At 72.8% G+C, this 20187-nt stretch carries 21 protein-coding genes; 11 read left to right on the top strand and 10 right to left on the bottom strand.

Going from position 1 to position 20187, the window contains the following annotated elements:
• Positions 1 to 9: 9 nt before the first annotated feature.
• The 4 genes from IPH07_06760 to IPH07_06745 are packed head-to-tail and all read right to left on the bottom strand — an operon-like array spanning position 10 to position 3339.
• Positions 10 to 903, bottom strand: coding sequence for a hypothetical protein (locus IPH07_06760; GenBank protein MBK6917082.1), 894 nt, complete (start codon positions 901 to 903; stop codon positions 10 to 12).
• Between the two features lie 48 nt (positions 904 to 951).
• Complete coding sequence (locus tag IPH07_06755) at positions 952 to 1803, bottom strand: hypothetical protein (protein MBK6917081.1); 852 nt, start codon at positions 1801 to 1803, stop codon at positions 952 to 954.
• Positions 1793 to 2347, bottom strand: coding sequence for a sigma-70 family RNA polymerase sigma factor (locus tag IPH07_06750; protein MBK6917080.1), 555 nt, complete (start codon positions 2345 to 2347; stop codon positions 1793 to 1795). Before IPH07_06750 ends, IPH07_06755 begins: the two co-directional genes overlap by 11 nt.
• A gap of 32 nt (positions 2348 to 2379) precedes the next feature.
• Positions 2380 to 3339, bottom strand: coding sequence for a hypothetical protein (locus IPH07_06745; GenBank protein ID MBK6917079.1), 960 nt, complete (start codon positions 3337 to 3339; stop codon positions 2380 to 2382).
• A gap of 581 nt (positions 3340 to 3920) precedes the next feature.
• Between IPH07_06745 and IPH07_06740 the strand changes: the two genes are divergently transcribed.
• The 3 genes from IPH07_06740 to IPH07_06730 all read left to right on the top strand — a co-directional run bounded on the left by IPH07_06740 (position 3921) and on the right by IPH07_06730 (position 7104).
• On the top strand, positions 3921 to 4733 hold the full coding sequence (locus IPH07_06740; GenBank protein ID MBK6917078.1) for a hypothetical protein: 813 nt from the start codon (positions 3921 to 3923) through the stop codon (positions 4731 to 4733).
• A gap of 203 nt (positions 4734 to 4936) precedes the next feature.
• On the top strand, positions 4937 to 6307 hold the full coding sequence (trpB, locus tag IPH07_06735; protein ID MBK6917077.1) for a tryptophan synthase subunit beta: 1371 nt from the start codon (positions 4937 to 4939) through the stop codon (positions 6305 to 6307).
• Complete coding sequence (locus tag IPH07_06730) at positions 6304 to 7104, top strand: tryptophan synthase subunit alpha (protein ID MBK6917076.1); 801 nt, start codon at positions 6304 to 6306, stop codon at positions 7102 to 7104. Before trpB ends, IPH07_06730 begins: the two co-directional genes overlap by 4 nt.
• Positions 7105 to 7124: 20 nt before the next feature.
• Here IPH07_06730 and IPH07_06725 read toward each other — a convergent pair whose 3' ends face one another.
• Positions 7125 to 7607, bottom strand: coding sequence for a DUF721 domain-containing protein (locus IPH07_06725; protein MBK6917075.1), 483 nt, complete (start codon positions 7605 to 7607; stop codon positions 7125 to 7127).
• Positions 7608 to 7742: 135 nt separating this feature from the next.
• Here IPH07_06725 and IPH07_06720 point away from each other — a divergent pair, with 135 nt between their 5' ends.
• Positions 7743 to 8012, top strand: coding sequence for a hypothetical protein (locus tag IPH07_06720; protein ID MBK6917074.1), 270 nt, complete (start codon positions 7743 to 7745; stop codon positions 8010 to 8012).
• Here IPH07_06720 and IPH07_06715 read toward each other — a convergent pair.
• A complete protein-coding gene (locus IPH07_06715; GenBank protein MBK6917073.1) occupies positions 7987 to 8607 on the bottom strand; it encodes a PilZ domain-containing protein in 621 nt (206 codons plus the stop codon). The two genes, IPH07_06720 and IPH07_06715, sit on opposite strands and share 26 nt — an antisense overlap.
• Before the next feature lie 127 nt (positions 8608 to 8734).
• Positions 8735 to 10183, bottom strand: a complete 1449-nt coding sequence (locus IPH07_06710) for an N-acetylmuramoyl-L-alanine amidase (GenBank protein ID MBK6917072.1) — start codon at positions 10181 to 10183, stop codon at positions 8735 to 8737.
• 154 nt (positions 10184 to 10337) lie between these two features.
• Here IPH07_06710 and IPH07_06705 point away from each other — a divergent pair, with 154 nt between their 5' ends.
• The 3 genes from IPH07_06705 to IPH07_06695 all read left to right on the top strand — a co-directional run bounded on the left by IPH07_06705 (position 10338) and on the right by IPH07_06695 (position 12507).
• On the top strand, positions 10338 to 11048 hold the full coding sequence (locus IPH07_06705; protein ID MBK6917071.1) for a polyprenol monophosphomannose synthase: 711 nt from the start codon (positions 10338 to 10340) through the stop codon (positions 11046 to 11048).
• A 27-nt stretch (positions 11049 to 11075) separates the two neighbouring features.
• A complete protein-coding gene (locus IPH07_06700; protein MBK6917070.1) occupies positions 11076 to 11966 on the top strand; it encodes an aminotransferase class IV in 891 nt (296 codons plus the stop codon).
• A 121-nt stretch (positions 11967 to 12087) separates the two neighbouring features.
• A complete protein-coding gene (locus tag IPH07_06695) occupies positions 12088 to 12507 on the top strand; it encodes a CBS domain-containing protein (protein ID MBK6917069.1) in 420 nt (139 codons plus the stop codon).
• A gap of 21 nt (positions 12508 to 12528) precedes the next feature.
• On the opposite strand, the gene IPH07_06690 is transcribed toward IPH07_06695, so the two are convergent.
• Positions 12529 to 13092, bottom strand: coding sequence for a hypothetical protein (locus IPH07_06690; protein MBK6917068.1), 564 nt, complete (start codon positions 13090 to 13092; stop codon positions 12529 to 12531).
• 135 nt (positions 13093 to 13227) lie between these two features.
• On the opposite strand from IPH07_06690, the gene IPH07_06685 reads away from it, so the two are divergent.
• Genes IPH07_06685 through IPH07_06675 form a run of 3 tightly spaced genes read left to right on the top strand, consistent with a single transcriptional unit; the run spans position 13228 to position 14986 of the window.
• Positions 13228 to 13779 (top strand): hypothetical protein, encoded by a 552-nt coding sequence (locus IPH07_06685; protein MBK6917067.1) that lies wholly within the window; start codon positions 13228 to 13230, stop codon positions 13777 to 13779.
• 2 nt (positions 13780 to 13781) lie between these two features.
• The gene (locus tag IPH07_06680; GenBank protein ID MBK6917066.1) at positions 13782 to 14090 is read left to right on the top strand and encodes a tetratricopeptide repeat protein; all 309 of its coding nucleotides are present in this window, start codon (positions 13782 to 13784) and stop codon (positions 14088 to 14090) included.
• On the top strand, positions 14087 to 14986 hold the full coding sequence (locus tag IPH07_06675; GenBank protein MBK6917065.1) for a hypothetical protein: 900 nt from the start codon (positions 14087 to 14089) through the stop codon (positions 14984 to 14986). The genes IPH07_06680 and IPH07_06675 overlap by 4 nt, the downstream gene beginning before the upstream one ends.
• 33 nt (positions 14987 to 15019) lie before the next feature.
• Here IPH07_06675 and lipA read toward each other — a convergent pair whose 3' ends face one another.
• Together lipA and IPH07_06665 are read right to left on the bottom strand one after the other, a co-directional pair.
• Positions 15020 to 15949, bottom strand: coding sequence for a lipoyl synthase (lipA, locus tag IPH07_06670; GenBank protein ID MBK6917064.1), 930 nt, complete (start codon positions 15947 to 15949; stop codon positions 15020 to 15022).
• A 102-nt stretch (positions 15950 to 16051) separates the two neighbouring features.
• Positions 16052 to 17008: a DnaJ domain-containing protein gene (locus IPH07_06665; GenBank protein ID MBK6917063.1), complete on the bottom strand. Its 957-nt coding sequence runs from the start codon at positions 17006 to 17008 to the stop codon at positions 16052 to 16054.
• Between the two features lie 196 nt (positions 17009 to 17204).
• Here IPH07_06665 and IPH07_06660 point away from each other — a divergent pair, with 196 nt between their 5' ends.
• Complete coding sequence (locus tag IPH07_06660) at positions 17205 to 20087, top strand: TIGR03960 family B12-binding radical SAM protein (protein ID MBK6917062.1); 2883 nt, start codon at positions 17205 to 17207, stop codon at positions 20085 to 20087.
• Positions 20088 to 20187: the final 100 nt, after the last annotated feature.

Raw genomic sequence — 20187 nt, 5'->3', positions numbered from 1 at the left:
GCGCGGCGCTCACCCTTCGCTCGAGTCGTACATGACGATCTCGAACCACGCCTTGGGCGTGTCGGCGCAGGTTGGCTCGCCGACCTGCGAGTACGCATCGCCGACCACCACGGTGTAGCCCGTCGGTGCGCCCACGATGTCGGCGTTGCCGTCGTAGATCGCGACCGGCTCGCCGTCGTCGAGCGCCACGCCGATCGCGTCGCGGCGGATGGGGCCACAGGACTGGTCGCAGTCCGGCTCGGCGTCGCAGACGTCGTCGAGCAGCGTGACGCCGAGCGGCGCGAAGAAGTCCGGCGCGTCGGCGGGGAGCACTGCGCTCGCCTGCACGCCGCCGAGGATGAGCCGGCCCTCCGGGGTGCTGAGGTTGAACCACTGCTCGCGCCAGAACGGCATCTGGGCGTGATGGGAGAGGCGGACGAGGGTGCCGATCCCGAGGTTCAGCGGCGTCACGTCGTTGCGTGGCGCGGTGATCGTGTGCTGCGAGAGCTCCTGCTCGTCGCACTCGAGCGTGATGGTCATGGTCGTGTCGTCGTCGGCGAACTCGGCCACGCTGCACGCCACGTCGACGACATCGACGGCGCCGAACGCGTCGCCGTCGAGGGTCCACGCCGCGGCCGCGGGACCGAGCTGCTCCTGCGGATCGCAGGTCGAGCCGTCGAACGGTGGGCACGAGCCATCGTCGCCCGCGCTCGAGCTGCCCCCGCTGCTGGTGTCGTCGGTCGTCGCGACCGCGGTGGTGCTCGACGCCGACGCAGAGGCGTCACTGCTGCCGGCGGAGCCCGACGAGCCATCGCCGGAGCCATCGCCGGAGCCGCCATCGGTGTCGTCGAGGTCGCCGACGGTCTTCACGCCGCATGCGACGGCAGCGGGCGCGAGCGCGAGGGCAACGAGGAGGCGGTGCAAGGTCATCATCGTCATGATCGAGAGGTGCCCGGCAGCAGCGGTGATCCGTCACGGATTCTCATCACCGCCGCACGGGTTGGCGGCGAGGCGCCGGGCGAGCGACGAGTCGGCGTGCGCGCGCAAGAAGGCCGCCGCGGCTGCGCGCGCCGCCGCTGGATCCCGGCGCGCACACTGCAGGCGCACCGCCAGCGCCATGCGCTCCGGGGCCATGCTCCCGCGGGGGAACTCGCGCCCGTGGCGTTCGATCGCCGCGGCTGCGTCGTCGAGTGCACCGCGACCGAGGGCCGCGCGTCCGCTGGCGATGAGCTGCGCCTCGCGTTCCAGCGGATCGTCGGCGGGCCCATCGGCAGGCCCGTCGGCAGGCCCGTCGGCAGGCCCGTCGGCAGGCTGGTCGGGCGGCGCGTCGCGCGACGGCGGTACCATCGGCGTCGCGTCGACGGCCGCCGCGGTCGTCGACGCGGCGGGCCGCTGCGGATCGACGATGGGCGACCTGGCCGGTGCCTGCGTCGATGCTTCGCGGTGCGAGGACGGCGGCGTCGCCGGAGTCGGCTGCGCTCGGCCAGCGACCGCGACGGGCCGCGTCGCGTCGATCGCTTGCTCGACGCCCTGGCGATCGGCGAGGACCGATGCGTCCGACCACCCACGGGCGCCCCACCACACCGCCGCGGCCGCGGCCGCGAGCGCGACGCCCATCACCACCCACGTCCGCGTCGCGGATCGCCCGCGGTACAGCGTTGGAACGACGCGTGGGTCGTCGTCGACGTCGGCGCCTCCGACGTCGTCCACGCCGGCGGCGACCCGTGCCTGCACGGCGGCCCAGTTGGCGTCGCGCAGCGTCGGGGCGCACGTGGTCGCCCGGCGAAAGGCTTCGATCGCGGACACTGCGGGATCACGTGGCATGGCGGACCTCGCGGCGCGTGCGGGCGTGTTGCCGCGCGAGCGCCTGTTCGAACCGGGCCCGCGCGAGGCGGAGCCGCGAGTACACGGTGTTGAGCTTGCCCTCGACGACGCCCGCGATCTCGGGCGCCGAGAGCCCCTCGATCTCCGCGAGGACGAACACTTCGCGCTGATCGGGATCGAGACTGTCGAGGAACTCGTGCATGAAGGCGATCGCCTCGCGTCGCTCGAGCTCGCGCTCCGGCGAGCGACCATCGTCGGCCGGCGGCTCGACCGCGGCGTGCTTGCGGGCGATGCGACCCGCGGTGCGATGGTGCCGCCACGCGACCCGCCGTGCGATGCCATACATCCAGCCGCGCACGCCCTCGATGCGCGCCGGATCGTCCATGCGTCGATGCACCACGACGAACACCTCCTGCACCGCGTCGTCGAGCGCGGCGGTCGGCACGCCGAGGCAGCCCAGCGTCCGGCGGATGCCGTCGTGGAAGCGCAGGTAGAGCGCCGCGAACTCGGCCTCGACCCCTTCGGCGCTGCGGGCAGACCCCATCGCTTCGGGGTGCCCGGCGTGGGGCCGATCCGTCACGGAAACCGCACCTCGATCGTCGCGGCCAGGCGCACGCCGACCACCGGGGCCGGCGGCAGCGGCCGGACGCCCTCGGTTGCGGCGACGCCGAAGCGCGGGCGCGCGATCGCGAGGGCGAGCGTGGGATCGAGGCGCAGCGCGAAGCGGGGCACCGGCGCCCACGCGATGCCGGCACCGACGAGCGCGGCCACCCACGCGCCGTGACGCCGCCGCGGGTTCGTCACCCCGACCCCGAGCGCCGTCATGTCGCCGACCTCGAGGCCCGCGAGCAAGGGGAACGAGACGGTGCGCACCGTCGGCACGAAGCCCGCGCGCAGCGCTGCGGTGACGAGGCCGACGCGCGCGCCGGCCTCGGTGTCGGGCGCGGGCAGGCGCGCCGTACGGCCGGGCACCCACGTCGCGTCGAGCTCGACGCGGGCGCGACGCAGCAGCAGCGCGCCACCTACCGTCACCGCGGGCGACGGCGCGGGCACCTGGCGGAACGATCCGCCGCCGCCCACGATCACCGCGCCGCGCAGCCGTCGGGCGCGACGTGGCGGCGGTGCCGGGGTCGCCGTGGGCGGACGCACCGGCGCGGGCAGGGCCGCGCGATCGGGCTCGCGCAGCGGTGGCGGCGGCAACGGGCGGGTCTCGACCGCGGCCGTGGCCTCGACCGCGAGCGCGTCGATCTGCACCGCGAGCACGAGCGCCGCGGCATCGGCCACGCTCTCGCACATCGGCCCGCGGACCTCGCGGATCGTCTCGTCGCCGCCGGCCGAGCACCGCACCTGCGCGACGAAGCCACCCTCGGGATCGGGCTCGACCGTCACCACCGCCTGCGCGTCGTATGCGGCGGCATCACCGAGCAGCGCGCCGAGCCGGGCCTCGAACGCCGACGCGTCGGGGCACTGCGGCGGCGCGTGCCACTGCACGGTCGGCGCATCCACGAACACGGAGATGACGAGCGGGAGCAGCATGGCACGGGCGCCATCCGGTCGCGAGGGCGACCTCGATGCGGCGACGTCGACGCGATGGTAGCCGGTCGCAGGGATCCGAGGCGACGTGACCGCGAGCCCCGTGCACGTCCGTCGCGCGCCCGGCGACCGGGCGGCGATCACGACGATCGTGCTCGTCCCGTTTGCGGTCGTTGCACGCGGCGGGGCGACATGGTGGCGGTTCCTGGGCGTGACCTTTGCCGCTCGCGGTCGCTCGAGCGCGCTGGCGAGCGGCGTACACGCGCCTCGCATGCCGGCGAACCTTTCGAGCCCGCCGACGATGACGCCGTGGGTTGGAAGTGGCTGGCTATCGTCCACGCGTCTTCAACGACCGAGTGATCAAGCGACCTTCGTCCCCAGTCTTCTCGTGGCCGACCCCTCCAGGCTGGTTCCACATGCCGCACATCCACGACCTACCGCTCCTCGTCATCCTCTGCATCGCGACCTCTGCCTGCGACCAGCAAAGCGAGCACGACGCTCTGCTCGGCGAACGGTGCTTTCCCGTCCCGTCGGACGCAGAGTTTCGTGCCGCGCGGGCCGGTGAAAGGGATCAAGGCACGTCGTTGCAGGGCGCAGTCCGTCCGGACCGGGAGAACAACGGTCGCTCGCAACAGGGCGGGCCGGTCCCCGGCGAGAAGGATCAGGGCCGCTTCCTCGGGATCGGCGACCTCGCAGGCGTGGCCCTCGTGCTCGCCGAGAGCGACGTGCCGGTGACGCTCGAGCAGGGCCAGCTGCGCGCCACGGGGCATCCGACGACCGCGTCCCTCATCGGGGTCGCCTTGCGGGCGACCACCACGGACGGGCGGGAACTCGGGGTGCAGATCGTGGAGCGCAACGCCGTCGGACTCGGTGACCGCATCGCACTGACCGTCGAGGGCGAGCAGGTGTGCAACGACGGCGATCTCGGTGTCTTCGTCGCGGGCTCGTGGAATGACGCAGGTGATCACATCGACGACGCGAAGCTGCTGACCTTCGCCTGCGATGACGGCGTGATCGCCAAGTGTGTGTCGTGGGGCTACGCTCCGTGGTCGGTCGGCGCGGACGTGCACCAGGCGTGCACGCGTCTCGCTCGCGCCGACTATTGTGGCGACGGCACGCCGTGGACGCTCGACGGTACGATCATCAATGTCTACGACGCACTCGGAGTGCAGGAGATGGTGCCTGATCCCGAGCTGCACTTCGAAGCGGCCTGGGGGCCCGACGGGGCCGTGTGCGTGGCTCAGACCCGCTACGACGTCAGCGACCAGGACGGCCGACGTGCTCTGCCCAGCTGCTTCGATCGGCTGCCGGCATGCGACCGATTGGAGCACCCCGCGGCGTCGTCGGCGTTGCTTGCAGATCGCTCGGCGCACACGCCCATCGCAGCGTGCGACTGACTCCGGCTCGGGGCTGACCGGGCGACGCACAGGCGCGCGGACTCGTCGGCGTCGCGGTCGAGCGTCCCCGTCAGCGCCCGCGCGTCGGCTACGTCGCGCACGCCCAGCACAGGTCGCTCCCGACGCAACCGCGACCGAACTCGGTGTGGTCGCCTCCGACGCCAGCGCCATCGCCGCGGCGGATCTCGACGGCGACGGCGTCGATGATCTTCGTCGACGTCGACGGCGACCGACGAGGCCACCGGCCTGGCGGCGTGTCGCGCGATCGGGTTCACCGCCTGCGCGGACTGAACCACGCCGCCGCTGCAGTGGTGCCACTCCATGCTAGCCTGCAGGCCGCGAACGCCGTGACCACGACCCCCGATGATGCGCTGCCGCGTGAGGGCAACTTCGGTCGCTTCGGCGGCCGCTGGGTCGCCGAGACCCTGATGCCGGCGGTGGTCGAGCTCGAGCGCGCGTGGGACGAGGCGCGCGCCGACCCGAGCTTCGTCGCGGCGATCGACACCACCTTGCGGCAGTGGGCGGGGCGGCCGAGCGCGCTGTCGCCGGCGCTGCGGCTGGCGGCGAAGCTGGGCACGCGCGCGCGGCTGTGGCTCAAGCGCGAGGACTGCAACCACACCGGTTCGCACAAGATCAACAACTGCGTCGGTCAGGTGCTGCTCGCGCAGCGCATGGGCAAGACCCGCATCATCGCGGAGACCGGCGCCGGCCAGCACGGGGTCGCGACCGCGACGGTCTGCGCCTACGTCGGGCTGCCGTGCGTGGTGTACATGGGCGCCGTCGACGTCGAGCGCCAGCAGCTGAACGTGCTGCGCATGCGCATGCTGGGCGCCGAGGTCGTTCCGGTCACCGCCGGCTCGGCGACGCTGAAGGACGCGATCAACGAGGCGCTGCGCGACTGGGTCGCGCACCCGGTCGACACCCACTATGTCATCGGCTCGGTGATGGGGCCGCACCCGTACCCCACGATGGTGCGCGAGCTGCAGCGCGTGATCGGCCGCGAGGCCAAGGCCCAGCTCCACGCCGCGGTCGGCAAGCTGCCCGACGCGGTGGTCGCATGTGTCGGCGGGGGCAGCAACGCGATGGGCATCTTCGCGGACTTCGTGGCCGACCCCGAGGTCGCGCTGTTCGGGGTCGAGGCCGCCGGTGCGGGCCTCGATGGTCTGCATGCCGCGACCATGGCCCGCGGCAGCGAGGGCGTCTACCACGGCATGCGCTCGCGGGTGCTGCAGGACGACGACGGCCAGCTGCAAGAAGCCCACTCGATCTCCGCCGGGCTCGACTACCCCGGCGTCGGCCCCGAACACGCGTGGCTGCACGAGACCGGTCGCGCGCGCTACCTCAGCGTCGACGACGACGGTGCGCTCGCGGCCGTGACCACGCTCGCGCGGACCGAGGGCATCCTGCCCGCACTCGAGAGTGCCCACGCGATCGCGGCGCTGCCGGAGGTGCTGGCGCTGCTCGGCTACGACCGCGATCGTGGTGAGGGCCGCGACGTGCTGATCAACGTCTCGGGGCGCGGCGACAAGGACATGCACACGATCGCGGCCCGGATGCAGGAGCCCACGCCATGAGCGACGACCGCGTGGCGGCGGCGTTCGCCCGCGCGCGCAGCGAGGAGCGCGCGGCCCTGGTCGCGTACCTCACCGCCTACGACGGCGGGCCCGAGCACTCGCTGGCGTGCGTGCGCGCAGCGATCGACGCGGGCGCCGATGTCATCGAGCTCGGCATCCCGTTCTCGGATCCCTCCGCCGATGGGCCGGCGATCTGCGCGGCGATGGTGCGCGCGCGGGCCCACGGAGCCACGGTCGATCGCGTGCTCGAGCTGCTCGCGACCCTGCGCCGCAGTCACGACGCGGCGGTGGTGTTGTTCGGCTATGCCAACCCCATGCTGCACAAGGGCGGCGAGGCGTTTGCGGCCGCGGCCGCGCAGGCCGGCGCCGACGGGGTGCTGGTGGTCGACGCGCCGCCGGAGTCGGCCGGGCCGCTGCGCGAGCCGGCGCGGGCCCACGGGCTGCACTGGATTCCCTTGGTCGCACCGACCACGACCGCCGAGCGGCGCACGCTGATCACCGCCGGGGGCAGCGGCTTCGTGTACGCAATCACGCTGGCCGGCGTCACCGGTGCCGCGCTGCAGGAGCAGGGCAGCGCCGCCGATGCGACCCTGCGCGCGCAGCTCGAGGCCACCCGCGCGGTGACCTCGCTGCCCGTCGCGGCCGGCTTCGGTGTGCGCCGACGAACCCAGGTGGTGCGCTTGGCCGCGCTCGCCGACGGCGTGGTCGTCGGCACCGCGCTGGTCGAGGCCGCCCAACGCGGGCCGCGGGCGGTCACCGAGCTCGTGCACGAGCTGCGAGAGGGATGTCTTCGATGAACGGACGCGACGCGCGGCGACTAGCCACGACCGATGCGGGTCAGCGATTGCCGCGCGGTCGCGATCGCGGAGCGCAGCGAGAGGTCCTCGACCGCCGCGATGGCGTCGAGCGTCTCGGCGGCGGGCTGCAGCGTGAGCACCGGGGCCAGCTCGCGCTCGGGCACCGGCTCGCTGCGGGGCAGCTGGGGCACCGGGCCGACCCGCAGCCGCAGCCGCGTGATGCCCTGCGCGACCTCGTGGTTCCGCAGTCGCGCGAGTACGTCGGCGCGCAGGTAGGTCAGCTCGTGCAGCCACTGGTTGTCGGCGACGTGCACCACCAAGGTCTCGCCATCGATCGCGACCGGGGCGGTGACCCGCAGCAATCGCGTCGGCAGTGCCTGCTCCCACGCGAGCGACAGCCGCACCAACCGCAGGCGCTCGCCGGGCACGATCTGCGTCAGCAGCCGCTCGGCGAGGTTCGCAGCGGGCACCGCCGCGCCGTGGTTGCGACGCCGTCGCTTCATCGCGGCTCAGTCTGCCACGGGCCGGCCCGCCGGTCCGCCGCGCTCGCGCTGGCGTGGCTCGGCCTGGCCTGCGCGCCCACCCAGGGCTGGCAGCGCGACGACAGCCGCGTCTGCGCCGCGGACGCGCCAGCCACCGTGTGTGTGGACGCCGAGCCCGATCGCGCCGTCGAGTTCGAGCTCGGCGGTGCGGTGTTGTTGCCGGGCGAGTGCGCGCGCGCGCCGGCGAAGGGGGGGCGCCTGCGCGTGCACTGGACCGACGAGCACGGCGACATCCACGACGACCGCGTTCGCGCGCCCGCGCATCGGCGGACCCACGTGGTGCTCCGCGGCGACGAGCTCGAGGTCACCGCTCGCCCGCGCTGCGATCGCGCGCTCGGAGCTACTGCTCGACCAGACGACGAATGACCTCGCGCAGGCGGTGCACGCCGCCCATGTCGCGCGCGAGGAACTCGAGTCCGACGCCGTCGGGGTTGCTGGTGTTGCGCACCACCGCCAGCACCTCGAGCGCGCGCTCGCTGCCCGGCGGCGTGATCTCGACGATGATGTCTTCGCCCTGGGTCGGGGGCGTGCGCGTCAGCAGCAGCGCGCCGCCCTCGCTGATCTCGGACAACGCCGCGATCGCGTAGTCGGTGCTGCTCTGTCGTCGCCAGCGGACCTCGACCATCACCGGCAGTCGCACGTGCCGACGCCGCGCCGTGAGATCGATGGCGCCCGAGCCGACGTCGCGCAGGAACTCGAGCTTGCGCCACTCGGTGCCGGTGCAGCGCAGCACGCCGCCGGCGCGCACGCGCAAGCGCGGCCGCGCCGAGTGCCACTCCTTGCCGATCGCGCGCACCATCATCTTGCCGGGCAGGCCGGCGAAGTAGACCTCGAGCAACACCTCTTCACCCGGCTCGAACGCATCGGTGGAGAAGGCCTGCAGCGACTGGGGCTCACCGCCCGGCTCGAGCGCTGCGGTGTAGGCTTCGGGGGAGGGATAATGACAGCGAATTTTCCGCAAGGTCGACTACCGGTCTGGGGGCGCGCGTAGCGGACACTAGCACACTCCCGCCGAAACGCGCGGGGGTGGATGCCATGAAATCGCGCGTTGGTGCCGGGGCCTCCCGCGGCGATCCGGCCGCTCGGCCTCAGGCCCGCCGCCGCCGCCGCCGCGCCACCAGGAGCAGCCCCGCCAGCGCCGGGAGGCCCGGCGTCCCCGCGTCGCGCAGCTGACAGGCGCAGCCGCCGGGGCCGAGGTCCTGCTCGCCGAAGGTATCGGGGAGCGCGTCGTCGTCGGGGGCGCCGTCGCCCGGGCTGCCGGTGCCGTCGGCCTGGCCGTCGTCGCCGCTGCCCGAGAGGCCGGTGCCGCCGTCGGTGGGATCGGACGAGGTCGCGTCGCCGCCCGAGCTCTCGCCCGCGGTCGGGTCCGGGGCCGCGGTCGATGGCAGCCGCACGACCACGCGCGTGCCCGGATAGCCCGCGTGATCGATCGCGACCTGGGTGGCGGCGTGATCGATCGCCTCGGCGTCGAGCGTGTGCATGCCCGCGCCGACGCCCGCGATGCTGAAGCCACCGTCGGGCCCCACCGCAATCGGCTCGCCGCCGTCGAGTCGCAGGGTCGCCTCGGGCACCGCGAGCGACTCGGGCGCGCACCAGCCCTCGAAGTGATCGAGCGCGGCGAAGGCCTCCTCGCCGAGCACGGAGCCCGCGCACGGACCATCGTCGTCCATGATGAGTCGACGGTGCCCGGCCATGTCGTCGCTGGCGTGCAGGTAGGGCAGTGCCGTGCCGGCGGCGACGAAGCACTTGCCGTCGTCCGGCAGCGACGCGGCGTCCTCGAGGGTGGTCTTGAGCCAGGTGTCGACGCTCGCCGTCAGTGTGCACGCGAGCGCGGGGTCGACCACGGTGCCCTCGATCACGTCGGCCGCGACGACGTCCTTCACCAGCGCCATGTACAGCGCCCAGTTCCAGTTGGGTCCGGGATCGGTGTGGGTCTGGTTGGGCAGCTCGACGTGGCCGACGATGTGCTCGCGGTCGAGCGGGAGATCGTAGTGATCGGCGAGCCAGCGCGCGAGCTTGGCCGACTCGCGATACATCGCCCAGGTGTACCAGCTGGCATCGTCGACGTAGCCCTCGTGCTCGATGCCCACGGAGATCGGGTTCTCGCTGCCGACGTGCCAGGCCTTGTCGACCAGCTGCACCGTCTGCGTGATCTCGCCGTCGCTGCTGCGCACGCAGAACTGCGCCGAGACGTCGGACACCGGGTTCTGGAACCAGTTGATGCTGCCCGCGTAGGAGCCCTGCATCGTGTGCACGACGACGTAGCGCACCGTGCCCATGCCGTTGGCGGTGTAGTTGCTGCTGTCGGCGGGGATGAAGGCCGCCGCGAGCGGGTACTCGGGCGCGATCTCCGAGGCCGGCGGCAGCGACCAACCCGGCGCGGCGTACTCGGGCGGCATCTGGTGGTGGTCTTCGTGCTCGATCACCAGCGGCGGGGCGGCAGTGGTCGGCGCGACCACGCCGAGCACCGCGAACACCGCGATCGAGGGACCGAGGACGCGACGAGGACCGTACGTGCCGTGCTTCGCTGAACCCATGACGATGACCACCCCACGCGAAGGGTCGCAGGCGCCACGCATCGCCACGATGTAGGCCTGTGCTGGTTTACGTAGACCTGCGTACGCGCTCTGGCAGACTCCCGTGGCCGTGTACGGGGGGAACCACGCGGGAGCAGCCGGAGACGGGCCGCGCGTGGTCGCGGTGGTGCCGACCTATGACGAGCGCGAAAACCTGCCGCGCATCGTCGATGCGATCCTGCGCGACTCGTCGGCGCACGTGCTGGTGGTCGACGACGCCAGCCCCGATGGCACCGGTGCGATCGCCGACGCGATCGCGGCCGAGCAACCACGGGTCGACGTGCTGCACCGCGCCGGCAAGCAGGGGCTCGGTCGCGCGTACCTCGACGGCTTCGCGCACGCGCTCGCCGACGCCCGCGACTTCACCCACGTGGTGCAGCTGGACGCCGATCTCTCGCACGACCCCGCCGCGATCGCGTCGCTGCTGCAGGCCTGCCGCGACGGGGCCGACGTCGCGCTCGGCTCGCGCTGGACCGAAGGCGGCGGCACCGTGAACTGGCCGCTGTCGCGACGGCTGCTCAGCCGCGGCGGCAGTCGCTATGCCGGCGCGGTGCTGGGCCTGCCGATCCGCGACCTCACCGGTGGCTTCAAGTGCTGGCGCCGCGAGGCCCTCGCGGCGGTGCTGCGCGGGCCGGTCCGCACCGCCGGCTACGGCTTTCAGATCGAGATGACCGCGCGGGCTGTCGCGTTGGGCCTGCGCGCGGTCGAGGTGCCGATCATCTTTCGCGAGCGCGAGTACGGCAGCTCGAAGATGTCGGGCCGCATCGTCCGCGAGGCGTTGGTGGGGGTTTGGCGCCTGCGCAGAGAGCTGCGCCGTGGCCACTGACGGGCGCGATCACAGGCAGGAGAGGGCATGAGCTCGACCAAGGTCTATCTCTCGACCACCGGGGCGCCGGTCGATCCGGAGCACGCGCGCATCAGCGTGTTCGATCGCGGCTTCCTCTACGGCGACAGCGTCTACGAGACCATGCGCACCGCCGGCGGCCGTGCCGTCGAGCTGGTGCGGCACCTCGCGCGACTGCATCGCAGCGCCGACGGCATCGGCCTGACGATCCCGTGGGACGACGCCGCGCTGGCGGACGCGATCACGCGCACCCACCTCGCCAGCGGCAACGACGAGAGCTACGTCCGCGTCGTCGTCACGCGCGGGGTCGGCCCGCTCATGCTCGACCCGCGGCGCTCGGAGGACCCGACGCTGGTGGTGATCGTGCAGCCGCTGACGGTGCCCACCGCCGAGGCCTACCGCACCGGCCTCTCGGCGGTCATCGTCAGCCAGACCAAGACCGGCGGCAGCCTGCTCGATCCGGCGATCAAGAGCGGCAACTACCTCGGCAGCATCCTCGCGCTGCGGCAGGCGATCGCATCGGGTGGCGAGGACGCAATCCTCTGCACGCCCGACGGCGAGATCGCCGAGGGGGCCACCAGCAACGTGTTCTTCGCGGCGAAGGGCGAGCTGTTCACGCCCGATCTGCAGGCCGGGCTGCTGGCCGGCATCACCCGCGAGGTGGTCTGCGAGCTCGCCGCGGCCGCCGGCCTGCCGCTCCACCAGACCCGCGTGCTGCCCGAGCAGCTGCGCGCCGCCGACGAGGTGTTCTTGACCTCGTCGGTGCGCGGCATCATGGCGGTGACGCGGCTCGACGGCGTGACGATCGGCGATGGCACCGCGGGTCCGATCACGCAGCGGCTCTCGCAGGACTACGCGCGCTACCTCGCTGCCGCCGCCGCGGCCCCGAGCCGGTCGTAGCCGAGCGAGCGCCAGCGCTCGGGTGGCATCGATCGCCGCGCTCGCACGCGGTTCGCACGTCCGCGCCCCCGGCAACGCTTGCGGTTGCGACGGCCGCGGGGCGCGGGACACTCTACCGCCGATGACGCTCGACGATCCGATCTCGTCCATCATGACCGCCGGCCCCGAGACCGTGACGTCGACGATGCCGTTGGTGCGCGTGCAGGACATCCTGTTCCGCGCCCACGTGCACCACGTGCCGGTGACCCACGAGCGCAGGCTGCTCGGCATCGTGTCGACCAACGATCTGCTGCGGGTCATCGGCGGTGATCTCTACGCTCCCGCCCATGAGGTGATGGCCGCGCTCGAGCGACTGACCGCCGGCGAGGCCATGAGCACCGAGGTCGTCACGGTCGGCCCCGACGAGCCGATCCGTCGCGCGGTCGAGATCCTCCGCGTGGGCTCGTTCCACGCGCTGCCGGTGGTCGACGACGGCGAGTTGGTCGGCATCGTCACGACCGGCGACTTGCTGGGCCTGTTGCTGACCCGCGACGGCGACTGACGCGGCGCGCGTGCGTGGCGGTCAGCGGCAGGCGTCGAAGGCCTTGGCCGCGCGCGAGCCGGTCCAGCGGGTCGATAGCCGCAGGCAGCCCAGCTTGCACCGCGCGCGCTCGTGGTCCACGTCGCGTGGATCGCATTCGCGTTGGCAGCTCGCGATGCCGAACCAGTCGTCGCGGGCAGCGCTGCCCGTCGTGGCCGCGCGCGCCGGCGACGTCGCACGGCTCGCGGAGCGGGCGTTGGCCGTGGTCGTCGACGGCGTCGGTGTCGAGGGTCGCGGGCCCGCGGCGGTGGTGCCATGGGCGGTCGCGTCGCCGCGCGTGGTGACGTTGCCGCGCGCATCGGTGGTCTGCTCGCGCGTCGTCGTGTTCGACTCGCCCTCGTGGGCGCTGCCGGGCGGCGCGCCCCCGAGTCGGTCCTCGCGATGCCACGTGGTGACGCCGCTGTCCGACGGGCGCTCGTGTTGCTCGCAGGTGAGCAGGCAGGTCTGGCGATCGGTGCCGGCCAACGCGTCACACTCGTGCGCGCACGCCGGCGCCTGCAGCAGCGCGCGCACGAACGACAGCAGGGCGAGGGCCGGCATCGGCATGGACAGGGCGAGCATAGCCCCCTTGGCCCGCGGCAATTCGCGTTGGTGCTTGCCCGCGGCGGCCGCCAGGCGCTAGCCTCCCGCGGTTTCCCCAGGTCCGCGGGCGCGGGCGGGGCAACACCTTGGAACGTCATCATGAAGCCTCTCGAGATCTGCAAGCACCTCGGCCCCGAGCGGGTCGACGGGTTCTACGGTGAGCTCTCCGGCAAGGAGGTCCGCCAGGTCCTCAAGGCCGGCGGTGTCGGCTCGAACGTACCGGAGACCGCGTTCACCCGCGCCGCACGCCTCAAGGCGTGGCGCAAGCGCTTCGACGCCGAGTTCGGCGCCGGCAACGAGCAGCTCGCGCTCGCGCTGCTCATCGAGTGGCTCATGCGGCACCATCGCTCGATGTTGGTCGACTACCTCGACTCGCTGGGCGTGACCCATCGCCAGGGCGAGACCGACGAGGACTTCTGCGAGACCCGCACGCCCGAGCAGCTGCGCGAGGCCGCCGACAAGCTCTTCGACAAGTACGAGCACTACCACGTCGCGGTGTACCTGCTGCTGGTCGGCCACCTGCAGGAGACCCCGGTCTTCGATCGCACGCCTCGGCTGCTCCACGCGCTCGGCATGGCCGACGGCGACGCCAAGGCCTACATCGCCGATCACGAGAGGACCTGGCAGCCGTCGAAGAAGGGCGCCGCCTGACCATGGACCGCCTGGCGATGCTGCAGCAGCTGGCTGAGCGCGCGCCGGAGGATCCATTTCCGCAGTACGGCGTGGCGATGGAGCTGCGCAAGCAAGGCCGCGTCGACGAAGCCGTCGCGGCCTTCGGTGCGCTGTGCGAGCGCCATCCCGCGTACGTGCCCTGCTACCTGATGTACGGCGAGCTGCTGGCCAAGCACGGCCGCACCGCCGAGGCCGCGGCGATCTTCGATCGCGGCATCGCAGCCGCCCGCGACGCCGGCGACGGGCACGCCCTGGGCGAGCTCGAGTCGGCACGGGCGGCGCTGCCGTGAGCGTCGCGCTGCCGACGTTGGTGTTCGCGAGCCCCCGCAAGCTGCCCAAGCCGGCGGACTGCCCCGGCCGGGTGGTGGTGCTCGACATCGCGTTCGCAGCGGTCGCGATGGGCCGCGGCTTCGACAAGACCACCGGGGCCTTCATCGCCAAGCTCGGGCCGCGGCTGGCCCGTTGGGTCGATCACCACGACCACCCGATGCACGCCGAGTACCGCAAGGACCCGCGCTTCGTGCTCGCGACCAAGGCCGAGCACGGCGCGTGCCCGGAGATGATCACGCCGAGCCTCGTCGCGGACACCGGGCCGGTCGACTCCATCGTGTGCCACTTCGATCTCGACGGTTTGTACGCCGCGGCGAAGTGGATCCGCGGCGGCACCGAGCCCTACGCCGGTGCCGACGACGACGCGCGGGCGGTCGACACCCGCATCGGCGAGCCCTCGCCGGAGGCCACCCGCATCGACCACGCGCTGCGGGCCCACTGGACCGACGAGACCCTCAAGCTGCGGGTCGTGCACTACCTCGTGACCGGGCTGACCGCGGGCATCGATCGCGACAGCATCACCGCCGCGGCGGCCGACTTCTCGCGCATGGCGCAGACGGCGGGCAGTCTCGCGGATCGCTTCGTGGTCGACGGCGGCATCGCGCGGCTCGACGTGCCCGCCGGCGCGCCGCCGTTCGACAAGACCGAGCTGCTGCTGCTCGGACAGCAGCGCGCGGTGGTGTCCATCGTCGTCGAGGCCGGCAACGCCACCATCGCGGCCGACTTCGAGAGCGGGCTCGACTTCGTCGCGCTGCTCGAGCTCGGCGGTGGCATGCCCACGCGCGTGAACGTGCCGGAGAAGCGGGTCCCCGACGCCATGCGTCGCATCCGCGACGCGCTCGCCAAGCGCGGCTAGCAGAGCGAGCCGGTCGCGGCGCGAGCCGCTCGGCTATCGCAGGCTCGCGAAGCCGATGGTGCCGTGGTCGCGCTGCAGCGCCATGATGAGCTCGGCTTGGCCGTCGGCGTGGTAGCTCGAGCGCACCAGCGGGCCCGACTCGACGTGGCGGATGCCGCGGGACAGCGCGTACTGCTTGTGCGCGGCGAACTCGTCGGGGTGCACGTAGCGCTCGATCGGCAGGTGCTTGCGGCTGGGCTGCAGGTACTGCCCGAGCGTGAGGATGTCGAGTCCGAACGCGCCGAGCTGATCGATGACCTCGTGCAGCTCGGACTCGGTCTCGCCCAGCCCCAGCATGAGCCCGGTCTTGGTCAGCGCGCCGCGCTCACGCGCGTGCTGCAGCACCGCGTAGCTGCGCTCGTAGCGGGCCTGCACACGCACCTGTCGCGACAGTCGCGGCACGCACTCGAGGTTGTGCGCGAACACGTCGGGGCCGGCGTCGAGCACGGTGTCGACGTCGGCGAGGTTGCCCTTGAAGTCGCCGACCAGGGTCTCGATCGTCATGTCGGGCGCCGCTTCGTGGCACGCGTGCAGCGTCTGCGCCCAGATGCGCGCGCCGCCGTCGTCGAGGTCGTCGCGGTCGACGCTGGTGATGACGGTGTGGCGCAGCGACAGCGCCGCGAGCATGTGCGCCACGCGGCGCGGCTCGTCCTCGTCGACTGGCAGCGGCCGCCCGGTCGCGACGTCGCAGAAGCGACACGAGCGGGTGCAGATGTCGCCGAGGATCATGATCGTGAGCGCGCGGTGGTTCCAGCACTCGCCGATGTTGGGGCAGCTAGCGCTCTGGCAGACCGTGTGCAGCCCGAGCTCGCGCACCATGCGGTTCAGCTCGGTGTAGCCCTCGCCGCCGGGCATCTTCACGCGCAGCCACTCGGGGTGACGGCGTCGCGGCGTCTCGGCGGCCAGGGGCAATCGCACCGTCATCGTGCCGGCACCATAGCGCAGCTTCGTGCGGGGCGCCGCTTGGGCGGCCCGATGCGCGCGCAGCACCGCCGCCCTCGCGCGGCCATGACGGACGAAGGGAAACTAGAAGCTCGCGTTGGCGCGCGGATCCTGGCCCGCCTGCAGATCCGCGAGGGCGTCGAGCAGCTTCTGATCGCCGGCCGGCGGCATGCGCACGTCGAGCGTCACCAGCAGGTCGCCGGCGGGCTTGCCCGGCGGTCGCACGCCGTGGCTGCGCAGCCGCAGGGTCTGCCCGTTCTGCGCGCCGGCGGGCAGCTTCACGGTGACCTGGCCCCACGGCGTCCGCACGTCGATCGGCCCGCCGCGGTAGGCCTCGAAGGCGGTGACGGGCACGTCCATGCGCAGGTCGTTGCCCTCGCGTTGCAGTCGCGGGTGGCCGTCGACGTGGACGGTCAGCAAGAGGTCGCCGGCCGGCGAGCCGCCGCCGCCCTGACCGCGCAGGCGCAGCTTGCCGCCGTCGGCGATGCCCGCGGGCACCTTCACGTCGAGCGTGCGGCTCTCGCCGTCCTCGCCCTCGATGCGCACCGGCACCGTCACGCCGTGGAGCGCATCGAGCAGCGGTACGCGAATCTCACCGCTGATGTCGATGCCGCGCCGGCTGGCGGGGCGGCGGCCCTGCTGGCCGTCGGTGCGCACCCGGGTGCCGCCGAACAGCCGCGAGAGGAAGTCGTCGAACTGGGTCTGTCGGGGATCGCCGAAGTCCTCGAAGACGTCGGCGTCGTGATCGACGAAGCGCGAGTTCGTCGCCGCGCGGGCCTGCGCCTGCTTGTAGGCGCGCGCGCGCTCGGGATCGAAGCCCTGCGTGAGGCTCATCTCCCCGAACTCGTCGTACAGCGCGCGGCGCTTGGCGTCCGACAGCACGTCGTAGGCACCGCTCACCTCCTTGAAGCGCTCCTCGGCCTGCTTGTTGCCGGGGTTGCGATCGGGGTGGAATTGCTTCGTGAGCGAGCGATACGCCTTCTTGATGTCGTCGGCGGTGGCGCTGCGCGGCACGCCCAGGCTGGCGTAGAGGTCCTTCACGGGGCTTCGGTCGAGGATAAGGCCGGGCGGGGGCACCGCAAGCCGCAGGCGGCGGGGGCGTCGTGCGGGCGTCAGCATAGCCGCGAAAGCGGCGCCCGTGCGGGCCATGGATCGCCGACGAGACGTTCTCGCCACACCCCGCGGGCGTGCCGGCGGGCGTGCCGAACGCGGGTCCTTGAGGCAGACTGCGCCCGACATGACGATCTCGACGCCACGCGATCCCGCCGCGCCCGCTCGCGAGCACCCGTGGGCCGCGATCCTCCCGCGGGTCACCAAGCCCGCACGCTACCTCGGCGGCGAGGAGCAGCAGATCGTCAAGCCCGACGACGGCCTGGCCTGTCGCTTCGTGCTGGCGTTCCCCGACGTGTACGAGATCGGCATGAGCCACCTCGGCACGCGGATCCTCTACGAGCTGGTCAACCGCGCGCCCGACCTGGCGTGCGAGCGCGCCTTCACGCCGTGGCGGGACCTCGAGGCCGAGCTGCGCACCGCGGGCCTGCCGCTGGTGAGCCTCGAGCGCTGGGCACCGCTGTCGAGCTTCGACGTGGTCGGCGTCAGCCTGCAGTACGAACTCTGCTACTCCAACGTGCTCACCAACCTCGACCTCGGCGGCATCCCCCTGCGCTCGGCGGATCGCGACGATGCCTGCCCGATCGTGATCGCCGGCGGCCCGACCGCGACGCACCCCGAGCCGCTGGCGCCCTTCATCGATGCGTTCCTGGTCGGGGAGGCCGAGGAGGTGCTGCCGTCGCTGCTGCGCACGGTCGGGACGATGCGGCGCGCCGGCAGCCCGCGGGCGGCCGTGCTCGCCGCGCTCGCGCGGATGCCCGGGGTCTACGTGCCGTCGTTCTACGAGGTCGCGCTCGATCCCCGCACCGGCATGCAGGTCGTGGTCGGCCGCACCGAGGCCGGACGCAGCGCCGGCGCACCGACGCAGGTCGCCCGCGCGTGGGTCCGCAAGCTCGACGACTTCCCGTTCCCGACCCGCTTCCCGATCCCCCGCGCGGAGGCGATCTTCGATCGCGCAGCGGTCGAGATCACCCGCGGCTGCACCGAGGGCTGTCGCTTCTGCCAGGCCGGCATCATCTACCGGCCGGTGCGCGAGCGATCGCCCGAGGCGATCGTGCAGGCGGTGCTCGACGGGGTCGACAACGCCGGCTACGCCGAGACCAGCCTGACCGCGCTGTCGACCGCCGATGTCTCGTGCATCGACCCGCTCATCAAGACGCTGGTGCCCGAGCTGGTCGCGCGCAAGGTCGGCCTCGGCGTGTCGAGCCTGCGGGCGTACGGCCTGTCGGGCGAGCTACTCGACGAGATCAAGCGGGTCGGGCTGTCGGGCCTGACCTTCGCGCCCGAAGCCGGCAGCCAGCGCATGCGCGACGTCATCAACAAGAACGTCAGCGACGACGACATCCTCGAGTCGGCGCGACGGATCTTCGAGCGCGGCTACGACCGGATGAAGATGTACTTCATCATCGGGCTGCCGACCGAGACCGATGCCGACGTGATGGGCATCGTCGAGACCGGCGCGAAGGTGAAGGCGCTGGCCAAGAGCCTGGGCCTGCGACGCATGCCGACCATCACGTTGTCGGTCAGCCAGCACGTGCCCAAGCCGCACACGCCGTTCCAGTGGGCCGCGATGGACACCATGGAGGACCTCGTCGGCAAGGTCGAGCAGCTGCGCAGCGCGAGCAAGCGCCAGGGCCTGGCACTCAAGACCCACGATGTGCGCGAGAGCTGGCTCGAGTGCCTGTTCGCGCGCGGCGACCGACGCATGGGCGACGTGCTCGAGCACGCCTGGCGGGCCGGAGCGCGCTTCGACGGCTGGAAGGAATGCTTCGATCTACCGCGCTGGCTCGACGCACTGGCGGCCTGCGAGATCGAGCCCGATGTCTTCACGCGCACGCTGCCGGTCGGCGCGCGGCTGCCGTGGGATCACATCGACATCGGGCTCGAGCCCGACTTCCTCGAGGGCGAGTGGCGCAAGGCCATCAAGGGCCGCGCGAGCCCGCCGTGCGGCAAGCCCAACGGCGCAAAGGTCCACCACGGTCGGCTCGGCGCCGCGCAGGCCGATCACCGCCGGCTGGTCTGCTACGACTGCGGCATCGCCTGCGACATGACGCAGATGCGCGACGAACGGATCGTCGCGCTGCGCGACCTCGACACCCGCGCGCGCGCGACCGCCGGGGGTGACGACGACGCGCCCGACGAGGTCGCCGCGCCGACGCTCGAGGAGCCCGCGATCGTGCCGCTGGCGCGCCTGCGCGGTCGCCTGCCCAAGAGTCAGCTGGGCCCCAGCAGCGCCTACACGGCCAACGCCGAGGCGCCGCACTCGCGGCTGCGGGTGTTCTTCGCCAAGTCGGGTCCGCTGCGCTTCATCGGCCACCTCGACTTCCTGCGCAACCTCCCGCGCCTGTTCCGACGCGCGCGCATCGAGGTCGGCTTCTCGCGCGGGTTCAACCCGGTGCCGCGCCTGTGGCTGGGGCCTGCGCTCGCGCTCGGCATCGCCAGCGACAACGACGTGCTCGACGTCGACGTCATCCTCGACGAGTCGGTGCGCGACATGGACGGCGAGCTCGACGACGCGACCCGTGCGGCGCTGGCCGACGACCTGCTCGCGCGACTGCGGGCGGTCGCGCCCGAAGGCATGGTGTTGCACGCCGCGACGCTGCTGCCCAACGAGGCCCCGCGGCTGGGCCAGCTGGTCGCCGCCGCCGAGTTCGTGGTCGCGGTCCCCGGCAACGATGACGAGCTGGCGCGGCTGCGGGCGCGCCTGCAGGCGGCGATGGCCGCCGAGCACCTGCCGGTGGTGCGACGCAAGCACGATCGCCGCCGCGACGTGAAGGGCGCCGTCGATCGCGGCAGTGAGCTCGACGTGCGGCCGCACCTGCTGTCGGCGGAGCTCGACGAACGCGATCGCGAGCTCCGCTTCGCGCTGCGCATGGATCCCACCGGCACCGCGCGCCCGCGCGAGGTCGTGCAGGCGCTGCTCGGCCTCGAGCTCGGTGAGCACCAGATGCGACGCCATCGCCTGCTGGCCCGCGACGGCGACGGCTTCGCGGCGCTGGTCGCCGGCTGAGCGCCGCCGGAGCGCCGCCGGAGCGACGCCTGATCCAGGCCTGATCCAGGCCTAGTCCGCGGCTGAGCCGCGGCCGATCCGCGGCTCGTCGGTGGCGGCT

This window comes from Deltaproteobacteria bacterium (assembly GCA_016709225.1).
GTDB lineage: Bacteria > Myxococcota_A > Polyangia > Nannocystales > Nannocystaceae > Xiheibacterium > Xiheibacterium phototrophicum.
This window is presented reverse-complemented; position numbering and strand designations above follow the sequence as displayed.

Excerpts from the sequence above, each read along its gene's own strand:
- IPH07_06755 (MBK6917081.1), bottom strand. The coding sequence starts at position 1,803 with ATGCCACGTGATCCCGCAGTGTCCGCGATCGAAGCCTTTCGCCGGGCG.
- IPH07_06725 (MBK6917075.1), bottom strand. The coding sequence starts at position 7,607 with ATGAAGCGACGGCGTCGCAACCACGGCGCGGCGGTGCCCGCTGCGAAC.
- trpB (MBK6917077.1), top strand. The coding sequence starts at position 4,937 with ATGATCTTCGTCGACGTCGACGGCGACCGACGAGGCCACCGGCCTGGC.
- lipA (MBK6917064.1), bottom strand. The coding sequence starts at position 15,949 with ATGACGGTGCGATTGCCCCTGGCCGCCGAGACGCCGCGACGCCGTCAC.
- IPH07_06690 (MBK6917068.1), bottom strand. The coding sequence starts at position 13,092 with ATGCCGATGCCGGCCCTCGCCCTGCTGTCGTTCGTGCGCGCGCTGCTG.
- IPH07_06750 (MBK6917080.1), bottom strand. The coding sequence starts at position 2,347 with ATGGGGTCTGCCCGCAGCGCCGAAGGGGTCGAGGCCGAGTTCGCGGCG.
- IPH07_06680 (MBK6917066.1), top strand. The coding sequence starts at position 13,782 with ATGGACCGCCTGGCGATGCTGCAGCAGCTGGCTGAGCGCGCGCCGGAG.
- IPH07_06745 (MBK6917079.1), bottom strand. The coding sequence starts at position 3,339 with ATGCTGCTCCCGCTCGTCATCTCCGTGTTCGTGGATGCGCCGACCGTG.
- IPH07_06660 (MBK6917062.1), top strand. The coding sequence starts at position 17,205 with ATGACGATCTCGACGCCACGCGATCCCGCCGCGCCCGCTCGCGAGCAC.
- IPH07_06685 (MBK6917067.1), top strand. The coding sequence starts at position 13,228 with ATGAAGCCTCTCGAGATCTGCAAGCACCTCGGCCCCGAGCGGGTCGAC.
- IPH07_06700 (MBK6917070.1), top strand. The coding sequence starts at position 11,076 with ATGAGCTCGACCAAGGTCTATCTCTCGACCACCGGGGCGCCGGTCGAT.
- IPH07_06710 (MBK6917072.1), bottom strand. The coding sequence starts at position 10,183 with ATGGGTTCAGCGAAGCACGGCACGTACGGTCCTCGTCGCGTCCTCGGT.
- IPH07_06730 (MBK6917076.1), top strand. The coding sequence starts at position 6,304 with ATGAGCGACGACCGCGTGGCGGCGGCGTTCGCCCGCGCGCGCAGCGAG.
- IPH07_06695 (MBK6917069.1), top strand. The coding sequence starts at position 12,088 with ATGACGCTCGACGATCCGATCTCGTCCATCATGACCGCCGGCCCCGAG.